17 protein-coding genes are annotated in these 20,704 nt (G+C 65.8%); 6 read left to right on the forward strand and 11 right to left on the reverse strand.

Annotation, left to right across the window (positions count from 1 at the left end; genetic code table 11):
• Positions 1–122 precede the first annotated feature (122 nt).
• The gene (locus ACIBW7_RS21775; RefSeq protein ID WP_397048950.1) at positions 123–1,655 is read right to left on the reverse strand and encodes an amino acid permease; all 1,533 of its coding nucleotides are present in this window, start codon (positions 1,653–1,655) and stop codon (positions 123–125) included.
• A gap of 198 nt (positions 1,656–1,853) precedes the next feature.
• On the opposite strand from ACIBW7_RS21775, the gene ACIBW7_RS21780 reads away from it, so the two are divergent.
• Positions 1,854–2,909, forward strand: coding sequence for an SPFH domain-containing protein (locus tag ACIBW7_RS21780; protein WP_397048953.1), 1,056 nt, complete (start codon positions 1,854–1,856; stop codon positions 2,907–2,909).
• A 170-nt stretch (positions 2,910–3,079) separates the two neighbouring features.
• Here the strand turns inward: ACIBW7_RS21780 and ACIBW7_RS21785 are convergent, their stop codons facing one another.
• Together ACIBW7_RS21785 and ACIBW7_RS21790 are read right to left on the reverse strand one after the other, a co-directional pair.
• Positions 3,080–3,628: a hypothetical protein gene (locus tag ACIBW7_RS21785; protein ID WP_397048955.1), complete on the reverse strand. Its 549-nt coding sequence runs from the start codon at positions 3,626–3,628 to the stop codon at positions 3,080–3,082.
• Positions 3,625–4,056 (reverse strand): hypothetical protein, encoded by a 432-nt coding sequence (locus tag ACIBW7_RS21790; protein WP_397048957.1) that lies wholly within the window; start codon positions 4,054–4,056, stop codon positions 3,625–3,627. Before ACIBW7_RS21790 ends, ACIBW7_RS21785 begins: the two co-directional genes overlap by 4 nt.
• Positions 4,057–4,252: 196 nt before the next feature.
• On the opposite strand from ACIBW7_RS21790, the gene ACIBW7_RS21795 reads away from it, so the two are divergent.
• The 5 genes from ACIBW7_RS21795 to ACIBW7_RS21815 all read left to right on the forward strand — a co-directional run bounded on the left by ACIBW7_RS21795 (position 4,253) and on the right by ACIBW7_RS21815 (position 6,970).
• On the forward strand, positions 4,253–4,867 hold the full coding sequence (locus ACIBW7_RS21795; RefSeq protein ID WP_397048959.1) for a DUF3558 domain-containing protein: 615 nt from the start codon (positions 4,253–4,255) through the stop codon (positions 4,865–4,867).
• Between the two features lie 32 nt (positions 4,868–4,899).
• On the forward strand, positions 4,900–5,373 hold the full coding sequence (locus ACIBW7_RS21800; protein WP_397048961.1) for a hypothetical protein: 474 nt from the start codon (positions 4,900–4,902) through the stop codon (positions 5,371–5,373).
• A gap of 185 nt (positions 5,374–5,558) precedes the next feature.
• Positions 5,559–5,687 carry a hypothetical protein gene (locus tag ACIBW7_RS21805; RefSeq protein WP_397048963.1) on the forward strand — a complete coding sequence of 43 codons (129 nt, stop codon included), beginning with the start codon at positions 5,559–5,561 and terminating at the stop codon, positions 5,685–5,687.
• A 6-nt stretch (positions 5,688–5,693) separates the two neighbouring features.
• Positions 5,694–6,029, forward strand: coding sequence for a hypothetical protein (locus ACIBW7_RS21810; protein ID WP_397048965.1), 336 nt, complete (start codon positions 5,694–5,696; stop codon positions 6,027–6,029).
• A gap of 350 nt (positions 6,030–6,379) precedes the next feature.
• Entirely contained in the window at positions 6,380–6,970 is a 591-nt protein-coding gene (locus ACIBW7_RS21815) for a hypothetical protein (protein ID WP_397048967.1), read from the forward strand.
• A 329-nt stretch (positions 6,971–7,299) separates the two neighbouring features.
• On the opposite strand, the gene ACIBW7_RS21820 is transcribed toward ACIBW7_RS21815, so the two are convergent.
• The 8 genes from ACIBW7_RS21820 to ACIBW7_RS21855 form a co-directional block, all read right to left on the reverse strand.
• On the reverse strand, positions 7,300–12,195 hold the full coding sequence (locus ACIBW7_RS21820; RefSeq protein WP_397049083.1) for an NAD-glutamate dehydrogenase: 4,896 nt from the start codon (positions 12,193–12,195) through the stop codon (positions 7,300–7,302).
• A gap of 157 nt (positions 12,196–12,352) precedes the next feature.
• A complete protein-coding gene (locus ACIBW7_RS21825) occupies positions 12,353–13,087 on the reverse strand; it encodes a hypothetical protein (protein WP_397048969.1) in 735 nt (244 codons plus the stop codon).
• Between the two features lies 1 nt (position 13,088).
• Entirely contained in the window at positions 13,089–14,156 is a 1,068-nt protein-coding gene (locus ACIBW7_RS21830) for a discoidin domain-containing protein (protein WP_397048971.1), read from the reverse strand.
• Between the two features lie 69 nt (positions 14,157–14,225).
• Positions 14,226–14,579, reverse strand: coding sequence for a helix-turn-helix transcriptional regulator (locus ACIBW7_RS21835; protein WP_327100834.1), 354 nt, complete (start codon positions 14,577–14,579; stop codon positions 14,226–14,228).
• Between the two features lie 13 nt (positions 14,580–14,592).
• Positions 14,593–16,311, reverse strand: coding sequence for a type VII secretion protein EccE (eccE, locus tag ACIBW7_RS21840; protein WP_397048974.1), 1,719 nt, complete (start codon positions 16,309–16,311; stop codon positions 14,593–14,595).
• Complete coding sequence (gene mycP, locus ACIBW7_RS21845; protein ID WP_397048976.1) at positions 16,308–17,657, reverse strand: type VII secretion-associated serine protease mycosin; 1,350 nt, start codon at positions 17,655–17,657, stop codon at positions 16,308–16,310. Before mycP ends, eccE begins: the two co-directional genes overlap by 4 nt.
• The gene (gene eccD, locus ACIBW7_RS21850; protein ID WP_397048978.1) at positions 17,657–19,189 is read right to left on the reverse strand and encodes a type VII secretion integral membrane protein EccD; all 1,533 of its coding nucleotides are present in this window, start codon (positions 19,187–19,189) and stop codon (positions 17,657–17,659) included. Before eccD ends, mycP begins: the two co-directional genes overlap by 1 nt.
• Complete coding sequence (locus ACIBW7_RS21855; RefSeq protein ID WP_397048980.1) at positions 19,186–20,685, reverse strand: AAA family ATPase; 1,500 nt, start codon at positions 20,683–20,685, stop codon at positions 19,186–19,188. Before ACIBW7_RS21855 ends, eccD begins: the two co-directional genes overlap by 4 nt.
• Positions 20,686–20,704: the final 19 nt, after the last annotated feature.

Raw genomic sequence — 20,704 nt, forward strand, 5'->3', positions numbered from 1 at the left:
CTTTCGAGCCCGGTGAATAGGGGACCCATTCTCTTCCGCTATCCGCCGCCGCGCGCATGCCTTATTCCCCCCTATGGGAATAGCTCCGCCCCGGACATGTTGTCCGGGGCGGAGCTTCGGATTTATTCCTCGTCGGGCTTGTCCAGAACGACGACCGGGTCGTCATGCTTGCGCGGCGGCCGCTCGGCCAGCACCGGGAACTGACCGGTGATGCCCTCGCGTTCCTGAGCCACCTGCAGCACCCGCTTGCGGGCCAGGAACCAGCCGCCGACGAATGCCGGAACCACGACCACCGCCATGGCGATCACAGCACCGCGCTGCTCGATTTCGTGACTGCATGCCATCAGCACGATCACCGCGACCAGGAACGCCAGCGTGGCGTAGCTGGTGTAGGGCGCGCCGATCAGCTGGAACGACGGACGCTTCGCCAGCCCCTTCTTCGACCAACGGAACAGCTGCAACTGGCAGACCACGATCGCGCCCCACGCCGCGATGGTGCCCAGCGCCGACATGTTCAGCACGATCTCGAAGGCCTTGTCCGGCACCATCGCATTGAGTCCGACACCGACCAGCGCGATCGCGCCGGTGGCGAGGATACCGACGTATGGCACACCGCCGTTGGACATCCGCGAGGCGATCTTGGGCGCACTACCGTTCATCGACATCGACCGCAGGATGCGGCCGGTCGAGTACAGGCCCGCGTTGAGGCTGGAGAAGGCCGCGGTCAGCACCACCAGGTTCATGATCGAGCCCGCACCGCCGACACCGAGCTTGGAGAAGAAGGTGACGAACGGGCTCTCACCGGACTTGAAGGCGAGATAGGGCAGCAGCAGGCCGAGCAGCACCAGCGAGCCGACGTAGAACAGTGCGATGCGGGCGATGACCGAATTGATGGCCCGCGGCATGATCTTTTCCGGATTCTCTGCCTCACCGGCGGCTGTGCCGATCAATTCCACTGCGGCGTAGGCGAATACGACACCGGTGGTGACGGTGACCAGCGGCAGCAGCCCGGTTGGGAACAGGCCGCCGTTGTCGTGGATCACGGTGAAACCGGTGGTCTCACCGTCGACCTTGAATCGACCCGCCAGGAAGATGGTACCGATGATCAGGAATGCGACGAGCGCGACGACCTTGATCAGCGCGGCCCAGAACTCCAGCTCACCGAACCATTTCACCGAGATCAGGTTGATGCTGACCACGATGGCCAGTGCCACCAGCGCGATCAACCACTGCGGTATCGCCTCGGTGGCTCCCCAGAAATGGACATAGGTGGCGATCGCGGTGATGTCTACGATGCCCGTCATGCACCAGTGGAAGAAGTACATCCACCCGACCGCGAAAGCCAGCTTCTCGCCATAGAACTCACGCGCGTAGGAGACGAACGATCCGGAGGACGGACGATGCAGCACCAGCTCGCCCAGCGCCCGCAGGATGAAGAATACGAAGATGCCGCAGACCGCGTAGACAATGAACAGGCCGGGACCGGCCGTGTGCAACCGACCACCCGCACCCAGGAACAGTCCGGTTCCGATCGCGCCACCGATCGCGATCATCTGCAGCTGGCGCGGGCGCAACGCCTTGTGATAGCCCGCATCCTCAGCATGCAGAGCGTCCGCGGGCGCCGGCACTTCCGCGGAGTGTTGAACGGTTGTCATGGTGAGGCCTTTCACGTGACGGCGATCATATCGCTGCTTAATGTAACGCTATTCAACGGCACGTTCAATAGCGAGTCAAGAGTTGTAACCACGCGGAAACGTTGGAGCGCCGCTCTACCCACCGTGACCTCGGCGTTAGTTGATCGTGCCGCTGAATATCGGTACGCTGGATACGTTTACGGCTGATGGAGCGCGAGCATGGCATGGTTCGAACGGGAGTTCATCGCGGTCCCTGAGGGCCGCAAGAATCAACTGGTCTACAAGTGGCCGGATGTCAACATCCGTCGCTACAGCCGTGCCATCGTCAATGCCGACGAGATCGCACTGTTCGTCAAGTCCGGGCAGGTCGTGGCCGCTATGGGGCCGGGCCGGCATCGGATCGATGCCGATGAGCTGCCGGTCCTCGGCGCGCTCGTGGATACCCTGACCGGCAACAACTTCTACCGCGCCGAACTGTATTTCGTCTCCACCCGCGAGTTCCCCGGCATCAAGTTCGGCGGCCGCCTGGCTGACATCGCCGACCCGGTCAGCGAACAGGTCGTGACGCTGCGGGTCTTCGGGGAGTTCGCACTGTCGGTGCGGGATCCGGCCGAACTGGTCACCTCACTGGCGGGTACCACCGACCTGAGCGTCCCGGCGACGGTGGAGTCCTGGAGTTCGGACCTGCTGCTGAAGTCGATGAAAGTCGCTGTCACACAGGGTATTTCCAGAGGCGACTGGCCGGTACTCGGGCTGTCCGGGCAGTTGGAGCCGATCGAGGCCGCCGTGGTCCGCCAGACCAACCTGACGCTCTACGAGTACGGCCTGCGCATCGCGCGCCTGGGCAACTTCGACATCACCCTGGCGCCGGAGGATGCGGAACGCATCAAGCGACTCGCCAAGGACGTCACCTACATTCGACTGGCCGGCGACTTCCAGCGTTACGCGGCAGGCGAATTGGCGCTCGGCGCGGGCCAGGGGTTCGCCCACGGCCACGGCGGTGGCGACGGATTCCTCGGCGCCGCACTGGGGTTGAACGCCATCCAGCAGCAGGCACCGAGCAATCCGTGGCAGCGGCAGGCGGTTCCGGCTGTCGCACAACCGGTTCCGCCGGTGTGTGCCGCCTGCGGAACCGACAATCCCGCGAATGCGCGATTCTGCATGAACTGCGGTGACCCATTGGCGGCCCGACCGCGCCACTGCACCGAATGCGGCGCGGACCTGACCGCGGCAGCCAAGTTCTGCGGAAGTTGCGGCACCGCCGCCGCGAGCTGAGCGCACTCCTTACGGGTACCGCGCCCGCCGTCAGCTCCTGACGCACACCTCCCATAGCTCACGCATACCTTCGACGCTGTCGCACATCGACTCTCCGTGCGACACACCGGCTTAAAAACCCAAGCTCTGCGCGAGCTCCGTCATTGCGGCGGCGGGTTTGGTCGATGTCTTTACCAGCTTTGAATCGCAGCTCGGAGTACTGGCTCCGGGGCATGATCCTGCAGTTTCGTCGCAATGGCGAGGCGCAATAGAGACGCGGCTTGGGCGACTATCGGTTCCGAGGAATTCACGACGTCGAAGCCCGCACGGTCAATGCGGAGCACACCGGGTGGAAGCGCAACGCCGGGTTCGGCCGTCAAACCGCGCAGGACCGAGTCGGCGAGATCCGTGGGCAATCCCGCGGTGAACGGACGCTTCCACAGACGGCTCCGGCACTTCGGCTGATCATCACCATCGAGCATCTCGAACGCTGCCACTCGCACTTCGATCAGCGTGGTCGAGCCGTTCCCGACGACGAACCCGGCCCCGAGCAGCGCACGTGGCGCGATACCACCGAGGCGCCGCTGCACCTCGATCAGGACACGAACGTCACGAGCAACGCCAGGGTGAACTGTCGCTGGACTTGTCGAGGTGAGTACACGCGACGCCGAGTACATCGTGGCTTTGTCATCCTCGTCGATGGCAGCAATTCCGTGCCCGTCGACATCGACCATCATCATCGCGGGGCAATCCATTCATCGGCTGATGGAGACAGTGTTGCGGATCCGGCTGTGGTGGTGGAGATCCGTTGTATCGCGGGGTCGGCGACCCCGCTGGAGTCGTACAGCGGCCCAGACCGGGTCGAGCCGGTCGGCTCCGCACCGCTGGAGGTGGATCGGTTGGACTGCCACCAGTTGTAACCGTTGGCGGCCAGCACATCTCCGAACCGTTGCAGCGCATTACGCAGGGTGGCGGCGAGGGTGACGATGTCGCGGGCATTCTGGTCATATTTGGTTGTCCACGGCTCGGACTTCTCGTGATCCCCAGCCATACCTCCGCAGTCGGCGAACTCCGCGGCCAATCCTCCGGTCCAACTGCCGTTGGTCACCGCATCCATGTCCGTGGCCGCGGAATCCAAAGCCGTGCGCAGTTTCTCGTCCGTAGACATACCTTCCGACGTCACGAACCTGCTCGGGCACCACCGAGAGCCGGTTGCCCGAGGCCGGCGTCCCCCCATCGCTCACGCCAACAGAGGCTACTGACCTCGAATGGCGGTGTCGGACCCGAGACAGCCGCAGCTTGTAGGCGGATCAACCGGCCGGTACGGTCGAACCAACTGAACAGGGGCGGGAGCCGGGCCGGGCATGATCGATGCCGTCGACACCGCCGGCGACCAGGAGGAACGCATGATCAGCAGGGGGAACACACTTCTCGGCACTGTGTTGGCGGTTGGTGCTGTTGTCCTGCTGTCCGGGTGTGGGTCATCGACTGATGGAGACGCGAAACCGGTCACCGCCTCCGCGAGCGCGGAGCCGTCGCTGGCTGCAGATGTTCCACACACTTATGACCCCTGCAAGGACGTTCCGCAAGGTGTGTTGGATTCGGAGAAGCTGCACGGCAAGGACCCAGCCAACGGCGATGCGGACGGTGGAGTCAAATGGCGCGGTTGCGCCTGGGTGCGATCCAGCAGCTACTCGGTCAGCATCCGCACCACGAATCTCACGATCGATCTCATTCGTAGCCGCAACTTCCCTGAGACCACCGAGTTCACGATCAATGACAGGCGGGCGATCTCGACACGCCAGTTCGACGGCCCGTTCATCAAAGAGGCATGCACGGTGGACGTGGAGATGAAAGGCGGCAGTCTCGAGTTCAACCTGAATAACCCGAAGTCGACCAGCACGGGAAGCCTTGACTCGTGTGATTTGGCTCGTAGCTTGGCGGAGAAGGTTGTTCCGAGTCTGCCCGCCACCGCTTGACCGCCTCACGGACCGAACTGGGAGGGATCGACATGGCTGACGACAAAACGACTTCAGCGAGCCCGTTGGCGAATCTGATCACCGAGGCCCGTGAGGGCCGGTTGACGATTCGGATGGATCTCGAGAAATTCGTCTACATCGACCGCGACTGCGAATACTTCAAGGATGTCATCCTGAAGATTCAGCGAAATATGACCGAGACCTCGCAGCAAGACAAGTGGGGCCTCGGTGATACGTTCACCCCGCAGGGCGACCGAGACCTGATGTCCGCCAAGACAATGGTCAAAAGATGGCGAGAAAAATCTCGAGGCTCAGAGAACAGCGTCTACGCGGTGATGGAATCGCACTACAAGGTCATCGAAGACTTCCAAACCCTTTTCCGCACCGTCCGCGAACGCATCACCGGCGTCGACACCGAACAGGCGGCGAAATACCAAGACCTGGAGGCGAATCTGCCGCAGCAGGCACCCGCCCAAGCCAAGATCTTCTCCTGGCCAGGACTATAGGATTTCGAGTCACACACCTTCGACACGGGTCGCACATCGACTCGCCGCATGCCACGCTGGTCCGAAATCAGAAGCTCTGCGCGAGTTCGGATTTGACCGAGGTCGAGAAGAAAGACGGCCCCCTCGCGACATTCGGTTCGTCGGGATGGGGCCGCTGTGGTGCTCGGTTTGCGCGAGGGTCAGGCGTGGCGGTCGACACCGACCGCACCCTCCCCGAGGGCATACCCGAACTCCGCACGTTGCACCAAGTACTCGACGGGCTCGCCCAACTGGCGCTACCGCCGACCGCCCCCGGCAACGGCGTCGAGAAGTGAACAGCTATGGAGCCGTGGCAAATAGTGCACAACGTCCTCGCAGTCGTCGGAGGCGGTGCGTTCGCGATGGTCGGCATGGCGTGTGTGTGGCCGATCAACCAGCCACGCCGCGACCGGCCCGCCGCACGCCGCTGCCGCTTACGCCCGGTCGAATGGCCGAAGGCGTGGACATGCGGGCCACCGGAGCAACCGTTCACCCTCGCCGACGCCCACGCCGGGATGCAACTGCATCGCGAGCACGACTGCGACCGCAAGCACGCCGCATTCGATGCGCTGGTCGCGGCCGGGCGCATCCACCCCGATTCGGCACGCCGACACCGGCTCTGGGGCAAACCTTGGTGATCCGGCACGAAGGACGCGGAAGACTCGTGTCATACGAGCCGGATTCGATTGCTGCGCAAGTACGTTCGCTTCGGGGATCGGGCCGAGCGTACCGGATACCGGCTGGCGCGCGACCAACATCCGCCGTACGGCTGGAAACTGTCGGCCACCGAAAACGACGATCGCGTCTACGGCGGAAGCATGGACCAGATCGACACATGGTTGACCTCGTAGCGGCAGAAACAGCAGTCGAGCGACGGTCCGCCGAGCTGAGTCGAACGTGGCTCCCAGCGTTCCCCGGAAACGAGCATTCGACTCGGCTCGCGAACTGCCCGCACCCCCAACCCCGAACGATCGATCGGAATATCTTGATGGCCGAATGGCATTGGGAATCCGATGATTTCGCAGCGCTGTGGTTCAGCCTCGCGAACGACCGGTTCCCCGATCCGCTCCGCTTCACCAGTCGCTTCGCCTACCGCGACGACTTCGATGCCCACCGGGCCACCGTGCGCGAGCGCTACTCCCCCGACGAACTCGAAGAAATCCACCTCGCCCTGCACACCCTGACCACCTCGACGATCCGCATCCAAATCTTCGGCGGCACAACCCGACACGAGAACCCCGACGGCGGCGTCCGCGTCTACCGCATCGTCGGCGCACGTACCGACCAGCGCGCGATGTCGCTGATCCAAGCCACTTCGGCGACACCAACGGCCCGATCCACTGCCGTCTCTTCCCAACCGACCACCTCCCCGCACAACTCGCCGACTGCCTTCCGCCGTACAAACCGGGCACCCAACCGCAGGCCGCCAGTCATCCCCACAGCGACATCCGGCACGAACGCTGTCAGTGCGTCTTGCAGCGGCCCGCCGACGGCGGCGGATCCGCCCTGCTGTACCCGGCCCTGTCGACAAGGCGAACAAACCCCTCGCCACCGTCCATTGGCACGACATCAGCGATGACGGCTGCTACATCGAACTCCAGCACACCATTCACCCGACCTCCCCCACCGAGTTCACCACCTGGATCGCCCGCGCCGTCCGACCCAACTCGAACCTGAACAGGATCGCAAGTAGTCACGAGAGGCTCCCGCGCACCGAGGCGCGACAAACCACGGGGGCGCAGTGCCTGGCCCACAAGGAAATCCCCGTCGTCCCGGCGAACACCGGGATCCACTGCGGAGGTATGGATCCCGATGTTCGCGGGAAGGACGGGGATCATTCCGAAATCCTTCGCGCACCCCCGCGGCCTCGGCGGACCGTTGGCCGAGACCGCGGGGGCGTGCCGCCAGTTAGTTCGAAACAGGGGCTGCCGCAGCGGATTCCCCGCTACTGACCATGCTGCGCACCTGCCGTGCGGCCACCGAGAGCGTCGCCAGGTCGTGAGTGCCCGCGGCGAAGATCTCGCCGAGGGACGCACCGGCGCGGGCCAAGCGTGGACGGTTGACCGATTCCCATTCGGCGATCTTGTCGGCGGTGCTTTCGTTCGGTTCGGATGCGGTGATCACGTCCAGGGTGAGCGAGCGCAGCGAATCGTAGAGGTCGTCGCGGACCGCGAGCCGGGCCAGGGTGCGCCACCGGTCGTCCCGGGCCAGGTTGCTCACCGCGGTCAGCAGCCGCTCGATCTGGAAGTGATCGTCGAGTGCGTAATAGAGCTCCGCGACCTCCTCCGCATCCCGTTCGGCGATATCGGCCACGTCGAGGATGTCCAACAGCGGGAACAGGTGGATGAGCCGGTACACCTCCTCGGCCAAATCCGCCGGCGCACCCCGCTCGACGGCAGCGCGCGCATGCGTCGCCAGATCCTCGGCGTGGGCCGCTGGGAGCCGGGCAGGCAGCATCTGGGCTGCGAGCTTGCGGACACCGTCGCGGTAGCGGGCGATATCGGCGCCGATGGCGATCGGTTGCGGGCGGCTGGTCAGCAGCCAGCGGGATACGCGATCGAGGGTGCGCCTGGTCTCCCGCTCGAGTTCGTCGCGGGCGGCCGTCGGCATCGGCGTGGTCCGAATGCGTTGCCAGAGCGTGTGCAGATCGAAGATCTCCACGGCGACGGTGAAGGCGCGCACCGCGTCGTCAGTGCTCGCACCCGCCTCCTCCGCCAGACGGAACGCATAGGTGATGCCGCCATGGTCCACCATGTCGTTGACCACCATGGTGGCCACGATCTGACGGCGCAGCGGATGCCTGCCGATCGCGTCGGCGAACCGTGCGCGCAACGGCGCGGGGAAGTACGCCAGCAGCGCTGAGGTGAATGCCGCGTTATCCGGCAGATCCCCGGCCAGCAGATCATCCTTGAGCGAAAGCTTCACGTGGGCGAGCAGATTCGCCAGCTCCGGCGAAGTGAGCCCGCGCTCGGCCGCGGCACGCCTTTTCAGCTCGGCATCCGAGGGCAGTGCCTCGAGCCGACGATCGACACCGCGCCGGAACTCGAGGTCGGCGATCAAACGCCGGTGCACGCCCGACATCGGCACCGCCTGAGCGCGCGAGAGCCCCATCCGGAAGTTCTGCGAAATATTGTCTCGCAGAACGAGTTCGGAGACCTCGTCGGTCATAGCGGCAAGCAGTTCGGTGCGGTCGGCGGCATCGAGTTCGCCGCCGGAGATGACCGCATCCAGCAGCACCTTGATATTGACCTCGTGGTCCGAGCAGTCGACACCCGCCGAATTGTCGAGGGCGTCGGTGTTCATCCGGCCGCCGTTGGCGCAGTATTCGACGCGACCGAGCGCGGTCGCACCGAGGTTGCCGCCCTCACCGATCACCTTGGCGCGCAACTGGTTCGCGTCGACACGCACCGTATCGTTCGATTTGTCACCGGCATCGGCATTCGTCTCGGTGGATGCCTTGATGTAGGTGCCGATACCGCCGTTCCAGAACAGATCGACCGGTGCGAGCAGAATCGCCCGGATCATCTCCGGCGGGGACAGCGTGGTCACACTCGGATCCAGGTCCAGTGCCGCGCGCACCTCGGGGCTGACCGGCACCGCCTTGGCGGACCGGTCGTAGACACCGCCGCCCGCGCTGATCAGCGACTTGTCATAGTCGGCCCAGGACGAGCGCGGCAATGCGAACATCCGCTGCCGCTCCCGGAACGACGTCGCCGCAACGGGATTCGGATCCAGGAAGATGTGCCGGTGGTCAAAGGCGGCTACCAAGCGGATGTGCTCGGAGAGCAGCATGCCGTTGCCGAAGACGTCGCCGCTCATATCGCCGACCCCGGCGACAGTGAAATCGGTTGTCTGCGTGTCGATATCCATCTCGGCGAAATGCCGTTTGACGCTCTCCCACGCCCCCTTGGCGGTAATGCCCATCGCCTTGTGGTCGTAACCGACCGAGCCACCCGAGGCAAAGGCGTCACCGAGCCAGAAACCGTATTGGCGCGCAACATCATTCGCGATGTCGGAGAAGGTTGCGGTGCCCTTGTCGGCGGCGACGACCAGGTAGGTGTCGTCACTGTCGCGGCGCACCACCCGCTCCGGTGGCAGCACCTCGCCGGAGGCGTGGTCGACGTTATCGGTCACATCGAGCAGACCGGAGATGAAGGTGCGGTAGCAGGCGATGCCTTCGTTCAGCTGCGCTTGCCGATCCGCGGTCGGATCACCGGTCACTGTCGGCGGCTGCTTGACCACGAAACCGCCCTTGGCGCCGACCGGCACGATCACCGCGTTCTTCACCGCCTGCGCCTTGACCAGGCCCAGGATCTCGGTGCGGAAATCCTCCAGACGGTCCGACCAACGCAACCCGCCACGCGCCACCGCGCCGAAGCGCAGATGTACACCCTCCACCCGAGGTGAGTACACGAAGATCTCGAATTGCGGCCGCGGCCTGGGCAATTCGGAGACAGCATGCGGATCGAATTTGAACGACAGGTACGCAGGCACGTTGCCGTCGCTGTCGCGGCGATAGTAGTTGGTGCGCAGCGTCGCGGTGATCAGCCCGAGTACCGCGCGCAGGATACGGTCGGCGTCGAGGCTCACGACCGCGTCGATCTCGGCCTGCAGCCGTTCGGCGATGCCCGCGGCCCGCGCCGATGCCACCGCTCCGACACCCTCGGGATCGAAGTAGGCGTCGAACAATTCGGTGAACAGCCGGGCCATGGTCGGCTGGGCCAGCAGCACACGGGAGATATTGCCCAGCGTGTAGGCGAATCCGGCCTGCTGCAGATACTTCCCGTAGGCACGCAGTATCGAGATCTGCCGCCACTGCAGTCCGGCGCGCAACACCAGTTCGTTCAGCGCGTCGACCTCGGCGCTGCCGTTCCACATGGCCGCGAAGGCCTCCGGGAAGTATTGCCGCACACCTTCGACCGATGATTCGTCGGCCGAGCGAGCGAGATCGGCCTCGAGGTCGGCATCGACCGCGGTGCGCAGCAGCGTCGCCGGGACGCGCAGCCCGAAATCGTAGATCCACTTCTGCGTATCGTCCGGGAGGGTGATGCGGTGCGGCCGCTCATCGACCACCTCGACTCCAAGACTTTGCAGTACGGGAAGCACGCGGCTCAGCGAGACGCCCTCGCCCGCGACATAGAGCGTGAAACGCCACTCCCCCGACGGTGATTCGGCGTTGCGATACAGATTCGTATCGATGGCGCCATCGGCCAGACGATCCAGCCGCTGCAGATCGACCAGCGCGTGCTCCGGCTCGTACTCCTGCTGGTAGCCGACCGGGAAGGCGCTCGCGTAGGCGCTGGCGGCCTTCGGCGAGATCGCGGGTACGCCGGTCGCGGCCGCGACCAACCGGTCGGCCCAACTCCGGGTGCTCGCGAACAGTAGCTCCTGGAGGCGCTCGCGATTGGATTCGGAGATATCGGCAGGCTCCGCGTCGGGACCGCGATGCACCGTGAAATACACCACGGCCAACTCGGATTCGCTCGCCCTTGCGGAGTAGGCGACCTGCTCACCGTCGAATTCCGCGCGCAGGATCTCCTCCATGCGCAGCCGGACCTCGGTCGAGTACCGATCGCGAGGCAGGTAGACCAGGCAGTAGACCGCACCGCTGCGCCCGTCGCGCCGGATGAACAGGCGCACCTGCCTGCGTAGCCCCAAATTCATGACCGCGGAGACGGTTTCGAACAACCGCCGGGCATCGGTGGAGAACAGCTCCACCCGCGGGAAGGACTGCATCATCTCCAGCATCGCCTGCCCGGAGAACGAATTCAGTTCGAAGCCGGCCCATTCGATGACCTGGTGCACTCGGCGGGTGATGACCGGGATGTCCAGGATGTTCTCGTGCAGGCCGGTCACCGTGAAGGTGCCGACGAAGACGTGCTCACCCTGCACCTGACCGACGCCGGTACCGCCACTGCCGTAATCGGCGACGCTGACGAAGTACAGCTCACCCGATCCCGGGATCAGCGAATCCACCGATCCGTTGGACAGCCGAAGGACCGGTCGGGTGTTGCCCATTACGGGGACATCGAGATCGACGTTCGAACCGTTCCAGAGCACGCCGAGCCCGGTGCCCGGAACCTGCTGCGGTTCGTTTCCGGCATCGCTGCGGCTGCTCCGGTAGTACCCGTAGCCGAGCACCGTGAAGTGCCCATCGGCCAACCAGCGCAACAACTTCGCGCATTCGGGCACCTCCGGATCGTCGGAGCGGTGCGCGATATGGTCGAGCCGACCCGCCAGCGCGACCATCGCGTTCGCCATGCCCGGCGTATCGTCGACGACCTTGCGCAGCACCCGCAGCAGGGCGGGCAGCTCGCGATCGATCCGGTCCAGCAGTGCGGCTCCGACGCCCGGCGCCAGCTGCACATGGATCCACGATTCGGTGACGGTATGGCTGCCGTTCGCCGGTACGGTGTCGGGCTCCTTGGGCGCGATCGCCCGCAACCGCCCGCGCCGGTCCCGCACGATATCGAAGACCGGGTGGACGACCTCGGTCACCGCGGCGCCGAGGCGGCGCAGCGCGGTGGTCACCGAGTCGACCAGCAGCGGCATATCGTCATTGACGATCTGGATGGCCGCGCCGAGTCCGCTGCCGTCCTCGGGGCGGTACACCCGGGTGATCGCCGCGCCCGGTAGCCGGATCGCCGCCAGTTCCAAGTGGTTTCGGAAAATCTGTTCGGCCCGATCGGTGATCGTCGGCGCGGTGGCGCCCGGCTGGATCCAACGGAAGTAGGCCGCCTCCAGATCGGTCGGATCGTCGCGGAACCGTTTGAATGAAATCGTCTGCTGGGTGGTTGCCACCATCGACTCGTGCCTTCCCGAGATCTGAGCCCGTAACCGTACGGTTCCCATACATTACATGGTTTGATGTGCCGTTGTATAGCGGCACGTTAGATGCGTAACACATTCTTGAAAGAAATCAGCACTGGTCAAGTGCACTGACCGGCCGGAGTCCGGTCGGTCAGGGGGTTAGACCGGATCGCGACATGAAGGTCTGCGCGGCCGCGCGGCCGATGAAGGCACCGGTCTCGACCCGAAGTCCGACAAGGGTATTCACGTATCGCAGGGTTGCCGACGGACTGATCGCAACGAAGACGACACCATCGGCCAGGACCGTTCCGCCCGCCGTTCGCCAGTTGCGCACGGTATCGGCCCGGCGCTCGGGCGAATCCAGTGCCACCGAGAGGGTCAGATCCTTGCCACCGGTGATTCCGCCCGCGAGCAGCGGGTCGGCCGCCGGGATGACACAGTTCTCGGCCTTGGAATCGACCGGCTGACAGGAAGCGGCCGCACGCAACTGACTGGGCAACGCCTGATCGACACCCACACCGGGCAGCGAGCTCAGCGGCGTCGAACACGAACGCACGACCGTGAAGCCGAGGCCGAAGACCATGGTCACGATACCCGCGATCGCCGCACCCCACTGCCAGCGCGGATACTGTTTGGCGGCAAGCTTTTCCGCACCCGCCACCGCGTGCTCCGCACCCGCCACCGCGTGCTCCGCACCTGCTACCGCACTCCCGGTGGCCGCCACGGCCCGCTCGGCACCCGCGACCACCTGCTCGGGCTGCCCCACATGGGTCAGGCTCGATAGTCGATGCACCGCGGCCAGCGGCGCACCACAATGCCCGCATTGCGCCGGATTACCGATATTGCGGTGTGAGCAGTACTGGCAGACCAACTCGGCTACTGACATCTCAGTGCCCGGTGATCACGATGGAGGAAATCGCTGTCGTATTGATCGTCGGATCGCCCTTCGATTCCTGAACTGTCAGTACGATCTTGGACGCCTGCACGGGCACCTCGAATTTGGTGACGACCAAGGTGCGCTGATCCAGGGTCGTTTGGGTGTAGCTCGTCTTGTTCGGATCGTCGAACGTATACCGAACCCGGCTGGCGGTCCGGAATTTCGTCCACTGGTCCACGCCGTCGCTGCCGGTGTTGTCCCAGCCGGGGACGATGCCGATCGAATCGATCTGATAGGTCTTGCCGAGATCGATGGTCAGCACCTGCCCGTCGACTTTGTATGCGCGCACGCATGACCAAGCCTTGCCCTGGCCACCGAAGGCATCCATGCCCGGTGTACTGCCCGGCGGGCAATTGGCAGTGGCGGATTTCGGGGTGATCGTTCCGGAAGGGGCAGTGGACGATTCCGGTTTCGACGTCGGGGCCGCCGCGGTCGGCGACGGGGTGATGACCGCGATGCGATCCGGCGCCTGCGAATCGTCCTTCCCACCGGTGGAAACCAACGCGATGATGAGTAAAAGCGCCAAGACACCGCAGACCGCCAACGCGACCTTGGGATTCTTGAGCTTCTTCGCCAGCAGGACGATCCGCTCCGCGGGCTCGGGCCCGCGCGCCTTGGACGCCCCGGACGCGGCGCGTGCCGGTTCCTCGGGCGGCGGCGGCTTTGCCGAGACATCGGAGTAATCCGATGAAAAGTCCAGTGCCGGTGCGGCATTCGGCGGCTGCCCGTTCAGCAGCGCGATGATCCGCTCACTTGCCTTCGGCCCGTCGGAGGATCGCCGCGGCGGCAAGTCCGTATCGGACAGGCCGCCTTGGGCCGAACCAGCCGCCACCGATGGGGCGGAGTACGGATCACCGCCGAATTCCGCTTCGCCGAATTCCGGATCGCCGACCAGGGGTCCACTCAGCACCGATCCGGTGGCCGGATCGTTTTCTCCGAACGACGGATCCGAGAGCAGCGCATCCAGGACCGCGCCTCGATGGCGGAGAAATACATCTCCCGGGTCCTCGGCAGCCATGGTCGGGATCGTATCCAGACCGGCCTGCGCTGCGGTCCCGCGTTATTCCCGCTGGCGGGAATAACGCAATCAGCGATTCTTCTGCTCGGTGACGAAATGTTCCGGCGGCACGTCGAATACCCGCGCCAAGGCGATGATCAGATCGAGGCGGGGTACCGCGTCACCATGAATGAGCCGGTACAGCCCCGACTGGGAAACCGGAACATCCGGGTACGCCTGTTCCAGATGCTGGGCAAGCGAATAGAGGGTCAACGACCGCGTCGACCCGTCCTCGGTCGATACCACCGATTCCGCGATCAATTCCGACAGCCGACTCGAGAAGATCGCCACCGCGGCCTGTCTCGGGGTCAGTGCCTCCCCGTTATCCTCCTGCACAAATTCGCCGTCATTCGGCTGGGAGTCCACAACCACGCTGATAGACACTACCTGTCTCCCATCAGCTCATGCGCCGGACGTCGGGCCCTGGCGTGGCACCATTGCCACCCGCGGTGATCGCGGGTTGTTCGGCGGCGGAATCGAAATAGCGGGTTTCACCGCGCGGCTCGATCAAATCGACGCGCACGGTCCGCATCGGAATACTGATATCCACCGCGGTTGCGCTGACCTGGTTGATCGCCAGATCGACCGACCGCCGCCGCGGCCCACCGGGCTCACTGATGGTGACGGTGGTATGGGCGGTCGATACCTGCGGCGGCAGATTGTCGAAGACGGTGATCGTCGCCGAGGACGGCGGCGGACCGGCTTGCCCCGCGGGGGCATTCGCAGCTCCGGCCTCCGGCGCCAGGCGCAGCGACTCCGGATCACCCACCGCGGCGACCAGCTGCCACCAGCGGTGCGGGCGCACCGAATGGACCTCGACGTCCGCGCCGACCACCATGGCACGCAAAACGATCTGCTGTGCCACCGGCAGGTCGGCATGCACATCGATGGTGCGCCGGCGCGGGTTGTAGCGGGCCGGGTCGAACAGCGGCAGCGCCAAGGTATGTCGGGGCTGACCGCTGATGGAACCGAGAATCTGGCCATTGGGACCGATCGCGATCGTGAGTTCCGGCAGGAGCTCATCAGGCGCGATATCGCGGCCCGATTCATCGGCGGGCACCGCGCGGATCGACGTCCCGGTCGGCATGGTGGCCAGCAATGCGATGGCCTGCCTACCGGTCAACCGGCGCAGATAGTCCGGCGGCTCGGTCGTGACCGGCGGGCCGATGTACCGCGCGAGCGCGCGCGGCCCGGTCGTGGCATCGGTGAGGCTGACCACCAGCGTCGTCCGGCCGCGGTTCCACGACCAGCAATCGTCCAGGCCGGGGCCGTCCATCCGCGTCCAGTCGATCAGGAAGCTGGTCACACAGCGACCTGGTACCGAGGACTCCATACAGGTCCAGGTCTCACGCAGATCGCCGAGTTCGACACCGGCGTGCAGCATCCTGGTGGCCTCCTGCATCGCGGCCGCGGGCAGTGCGTGCGCGGCGATGCCCCGTTCCCGCAATCGGACCGCGATGCGATGCGCCGCGGTGGCCAATGCTCGCGGGGCGACCATCGCGACCAATCCGCGTCGCTGCAGCAGATCCAGGTTCCGCTCCATGTCCAGCCGGACGACCAACCACGTGAGGCGGTGGCCGACGACCGGATGGGAGCCGATCAGCTGGTCGTAGAGCATGCTGTAGTTGCCGGTCGGACGAACCCGCTGACCGGTGGTCACGATATCGATATCGACCGCTAGACCGAATTGATCGAGCAGACCGACCAGCGCATCGACCGGGACCGTGTCCTCGGTGTAGATGGATTTCTCCGCGATGACCGTCGGCAGGTCGAGATTGGGGGCGAGTTGAATCATCGCCGTGAGCACGGTGCCTTCGGCACGGATGCCGCAGACCCCCGCGGCAACCTCGATATCCGCCAGATTCGCCGGACCGGCGAGCGCCTCGGCTCTGGTGGTCCTACCGAATCGATAATCGGCCCAGTCGAGCAGCCATCGACTGGTTGTACGGCCGTTGACCTCGACCGCAACGGTCACCAGCAGCACGGTGATCACCGCCGCGCTCGCCCAGATCGGGGTGTGCGACCACAGCCCGGTGACCACCAGGCTGCCGCCGATCACGGCGACGGCGAACGGACCACGTTCGACACCGCCCACCCGAACACTCGGTAGGCTCACCGCCGCCTCCGGACCGCGGAGTTCGCGTAGGTGGCGCCGAGCCCGAGCAGCAGCGCGGCCACGATGACGACGGCGGCAGCGAACGGCGGACGACGATCCTTGGCGCGCGGCGGATCCGGCAGCACCAGCACCGACGACCGGTACAGCCCGATCGGCGGCTTGGGCGCGGTGCGATAACCGAGCGCGGTGAGCGGATCGATGACACCGGCGCCGATGACGTTATCGATACCGCGCGCGGGTGCGTGCGCGCTGGCAGTCAGGCGGGCCATGATGTCGGCCGGAGTTTCGTTGGGGAATCGGGAGCGCAGCAGAGCGGCCACTCCACTGACATACGCGGCGGCGAACGACGCGCCGCCGACCGGCACCAGTTTGCCGGGTTCACCGACACCATTGATCAGGCCGGTGCCACCGGGACCGAGCGATTCGATCGCGGTACCCGGTGCGCCGACCGAAACCCACGGACCCGTCAGCGAATCGGACATGGTGGCGCCGGTGGCGGTGGTGAAGCCCACCGTCAGCACGTCCGTACCGAACCAACCCGGCGCGGACACGGTCTTGACATCGCGCCAGTTCCTCGGATCGCTCGGCCGGGCCGGATCGATGTCCGGATTCTGATCACAGCCGGTGTCGGCATTGCCTGCACCCGCGACGATCACCGCACCTTTCACGTGTACGGCGTAGCCGATCGCCACCGACAGTATCGACTGATCCACCGCCAGTCCCACCGGAACGCAGACCGGCAGCGCCACCGTGATCACGCCGGCACCCAGGTTCGCCGCATGCACGATCGCTCGTGACAGCGTCCGGATATCCACCGACAGTTGTTGCGCCGCATCGTTATTCGGCCGCTCCACGCTGAAGGCGCCGGAGCGATAGCGGATGGAGATGATCCTGGCGTCCGGAGCGACGCCGGTGAATCCGTCCGTGGGATCGGATGCGGCGCCGATGATTCCGGCGATCAGGGTGCCGTGCGCATCGCAGTCCGACAGACCGTCACCACCGGTCGCGACATAGTCACCACCGCCGACCAAACCGGGCAGGCGGCCATTGGGCGTGACGCCGGTGTCGAGTACCGCGACCGTCACCCCGGCACCCCGGCTCAGCGCACGGGCGTTCGGCAGGTCCAACGTCAACTCCGACGGCGGCGTGCGCGCCAGGTCGCTGTCCTTCAGTACGCCGGTCGCCAGGCAGCCCTTGTCCTGCTTCGTCGGCAGCTCCGGGCCGGGCGGGTCATCGGCGGGCGCGCCGATGACCACCTGCGGCGGTTCCACCGCCAATGCCGGTGCGGCGGAGGCGATCAGCGCGAATCCGGCCAGCACCGCGGTCGCGGTTGCGCCGATTCGCATCAGATCGCCCGCATCGCGGTGTAGATGCCCATGATCCAGCAGGCGATGATCGGAATCATCAGAATGAGCGCGTACTCCACCAAATCGATGATCCGGCGGGTGACCGGCGAGAGCCGACGACCCGGCAACCGCACCGCCGCAACACATGCCGCCCCGGCGGCAATGCCGAGCACGAGGACGACCACCAGCCGCGCCGGCGCCGTTTCGTACGCGGCGACCAGCACGAAGCCGACGCCGACCACAGTGAACGCCGACGCGATGACGAGCGCGATGGCCTGCACCCGGTCCGGGAACCAGCGCGAGCGCATGGCCAACAGACCAGCCACAGCGGCGGCCAGCACGATCTCCCGAATACCACCGGGGCTCACCGCGGCCGACAGCACCGCGGCACCCGCCAACAGCGCCGAAGTCGCGGCGATCAGCCCACGCAGACTTGTTACCGCCAGCCGGGCCCGGCCTTCGATACCGGCCCCAGCCTGCTCCCGCTGCCGTTCGATGTCCTCGGCGGAATCGAGTTCGGCATCATCGCGCGCGGATTCGGCGTCGAAGATATCGGTCAGTGTGGCCGGGGCCACCTCGTTGCCGGGGTCCGGCAGATCCGGCGGCCGAATCCGGGCGACCACGACGGCAAGGCGCGGCGCCGCGGTGAGCAGCACGAGTCCGAGAAAGGCCGCGCCACCGGTTATCTGGCGCACCGACAGATCCAGATAGGTCAGCGGTATCGCCGCGGCCGCGACGGTCACGCCGAGCACGGTGACCGCCATCAATGTCGCGATCCCGAGCTTGGTCACTCGCATCATGGCCGCGGCCGCGACGGCGGCGACAACCGATCCGGCGGCCAGATTGGCCGCGGCGAACGGTCCCGGCTCACCGTAGGCCGGTGGCACCAGCATCGCGCCACCCGCGAACAACAGTGGAATCGAGGACAGCGCCAACCCGAGGCAGATCCGCGGCGTGAAGTTCCGCTGCCGCGCCTGTACCGCGCCGCCCCAGCACACCGCGCCGAGCAGCAGCGCGGGCAGCGAGTACCACCAGATCGACCCGGATTCCGTCCACGACACCGACAACATCGCCGCGATGGCGATGGCGCCCACGCCCAGCGTGGTCAGGCCGACGACCGCGGCGGTATCCGCGTCGAATTCGGCGAATTCCCGCTCGTTGATCAGGGCGAGCGCATCGGTGATGTCCTCCACGACCGGCGTGAAGACCTCCGCGGATTCGACCGCGGCCAACATCAGCACGGTGCCGTCGACGACATCGTGGTCGGCGAGGCTGCGCCAGCGAGGCATCGGCGCTTCGCCCGGTCGAGCCAGGCTCCACTGCCCGGTCGGCGGGGTGAAATCGACCGTCTCGTCGTCGATGGCCTTGGCCAGCACGACTAGCAGATCATCGATGAAGGTTTCGATGGTGAACTTGGTCGGCACCACGACGTCGACCTGGTAGCTGGACACCAGGACCGCCATCCGGGCACGCGCCACCTCGGCGGATGCCGCGGGCGCCGCTCCCGGCGGCGAAGCAACGGCAGTACTCATCGCCACCCTCCGGCGGACCGGCCGCCGCCGGCGCCACCAAGATAATTCGGGAATCCATCGGCAAGCCCGGCCGCGAGTTCTTCGAAGGCGAGCAGGGTTTCCTTCTCCACCAGGCGCAAATCGATCTCGCCGCCCTCGGCCAGATGGTCGTCATAGGGCAGGATGCAGGTCGGGCGCTGCCCGGTGGCGAACAGCTTCTCGATCGCCGCGACATCGACGACCGGCTTGGTCGGTTGCTGGTGCACGATCGTGACGACCGATTTGGCGATCAGATGCTGCATACCGTGCGAACTCAGCCAATTCAACGTGGCCACCGCGCCTTTCACCCCGCCGACGGTGGGCGGGGTGACCACCACGACGGCGTCGCTGGTCTGCAGCACGCTCATTGTCACCGAATCCAGCACGCCCGTACCGCAATCGACGAGCAGCAGATTGAAGTGGCGGCGCAAAACCTCGACGGCCGTGGCGTATTCGCGACCCGAGAGGGCCTCGTTGGCCTCGATGGTCCACGGCGAGGCGATGACGGCGAGATCGGCCGAATTGATCGACATGAACGACTGCACCGTCGAGAAGGCCTCCAGATTCGACGCCTGCGCCAGATCACGCAGGGTCAGGCCATACGGGTGCGGAGCGGTACGGGTGGGCAGATCACCGAAATCCGGATTCCCGTCGACGGCAACGACTCGGTCCGGGCGCAACGCCGCGAAGGTCGAGCCGAGCGTAGCGGCGGTCGTGGTGCGGCCGACGCCGCCCTTCACGCTGATCACCGCGATCTGATAAGGGGTGTTCAGCTGGGTCCGGATTCGGGCGCGCCGGTCCTCGGCACGCTGCTCGGCGGGTGAGAGGCCGAGCCGGAATCCGACCTTGTTCAGCGCACCGCGGACACCGGTGCTGGACTGCAGTCTGGCCCGATTCGCCGCCGAGATATCGGCCAACAGATCCATCGAGGTCAGTGCCGCGGGCAGCACCTCGACCTGCGGCGCCGCCGTGCGGTCGACGCGATCGGGCACCCAGCTCGTCGCCTGCGCGGGTTGCCAAGGCGTGTCCACGGATTCGGTGCCGGGTCTTTCGGCGCTGGGACCGGCATTACTGCTCGATGTGTTCGCCGAACCGGATGCGGTTTGCGTGATCCGCGCGGTGACGGGCTCGGCTCCGCCGTGGGCCGCCCACATCTCGGGCGACGAAGGCGTTGCCGCCGCATAGTTCTCACGCGCCGAATCCGCGGCCGGCACAGCCACATTCGGCGCGGTGGGCTCGGGTGCGGTCGCGCTCTGTGGTGGCATGGGAGCAGCGGCACTCGCCGCAGGCTGCGGTATCGACTGATCGGGCGCACCGATCACCGGTTCGTTATAGCCGGATTGCGGGCGTGCGGGAACGCTGCCGGTCGCTGGGCCGCTTTCCGGCTCCTGCGCCGCCTGCATGAAAAAGGCGTCGTAGCCGCCCTTGTGTCGGACGGACTCGGCCGAATGACCATTCGTGCTCGGTGCTCGGCTCATATCTGTCGTCCTCTCCAAA

The organism is Nocardia sp. NPDC049526, from assembly GCF_044465765.1.
Lineage (GTDB): Bacteria > Actinomycetota > Actinomycetes > Mycobacteriales > Mycobacteriaceae > Nocardia.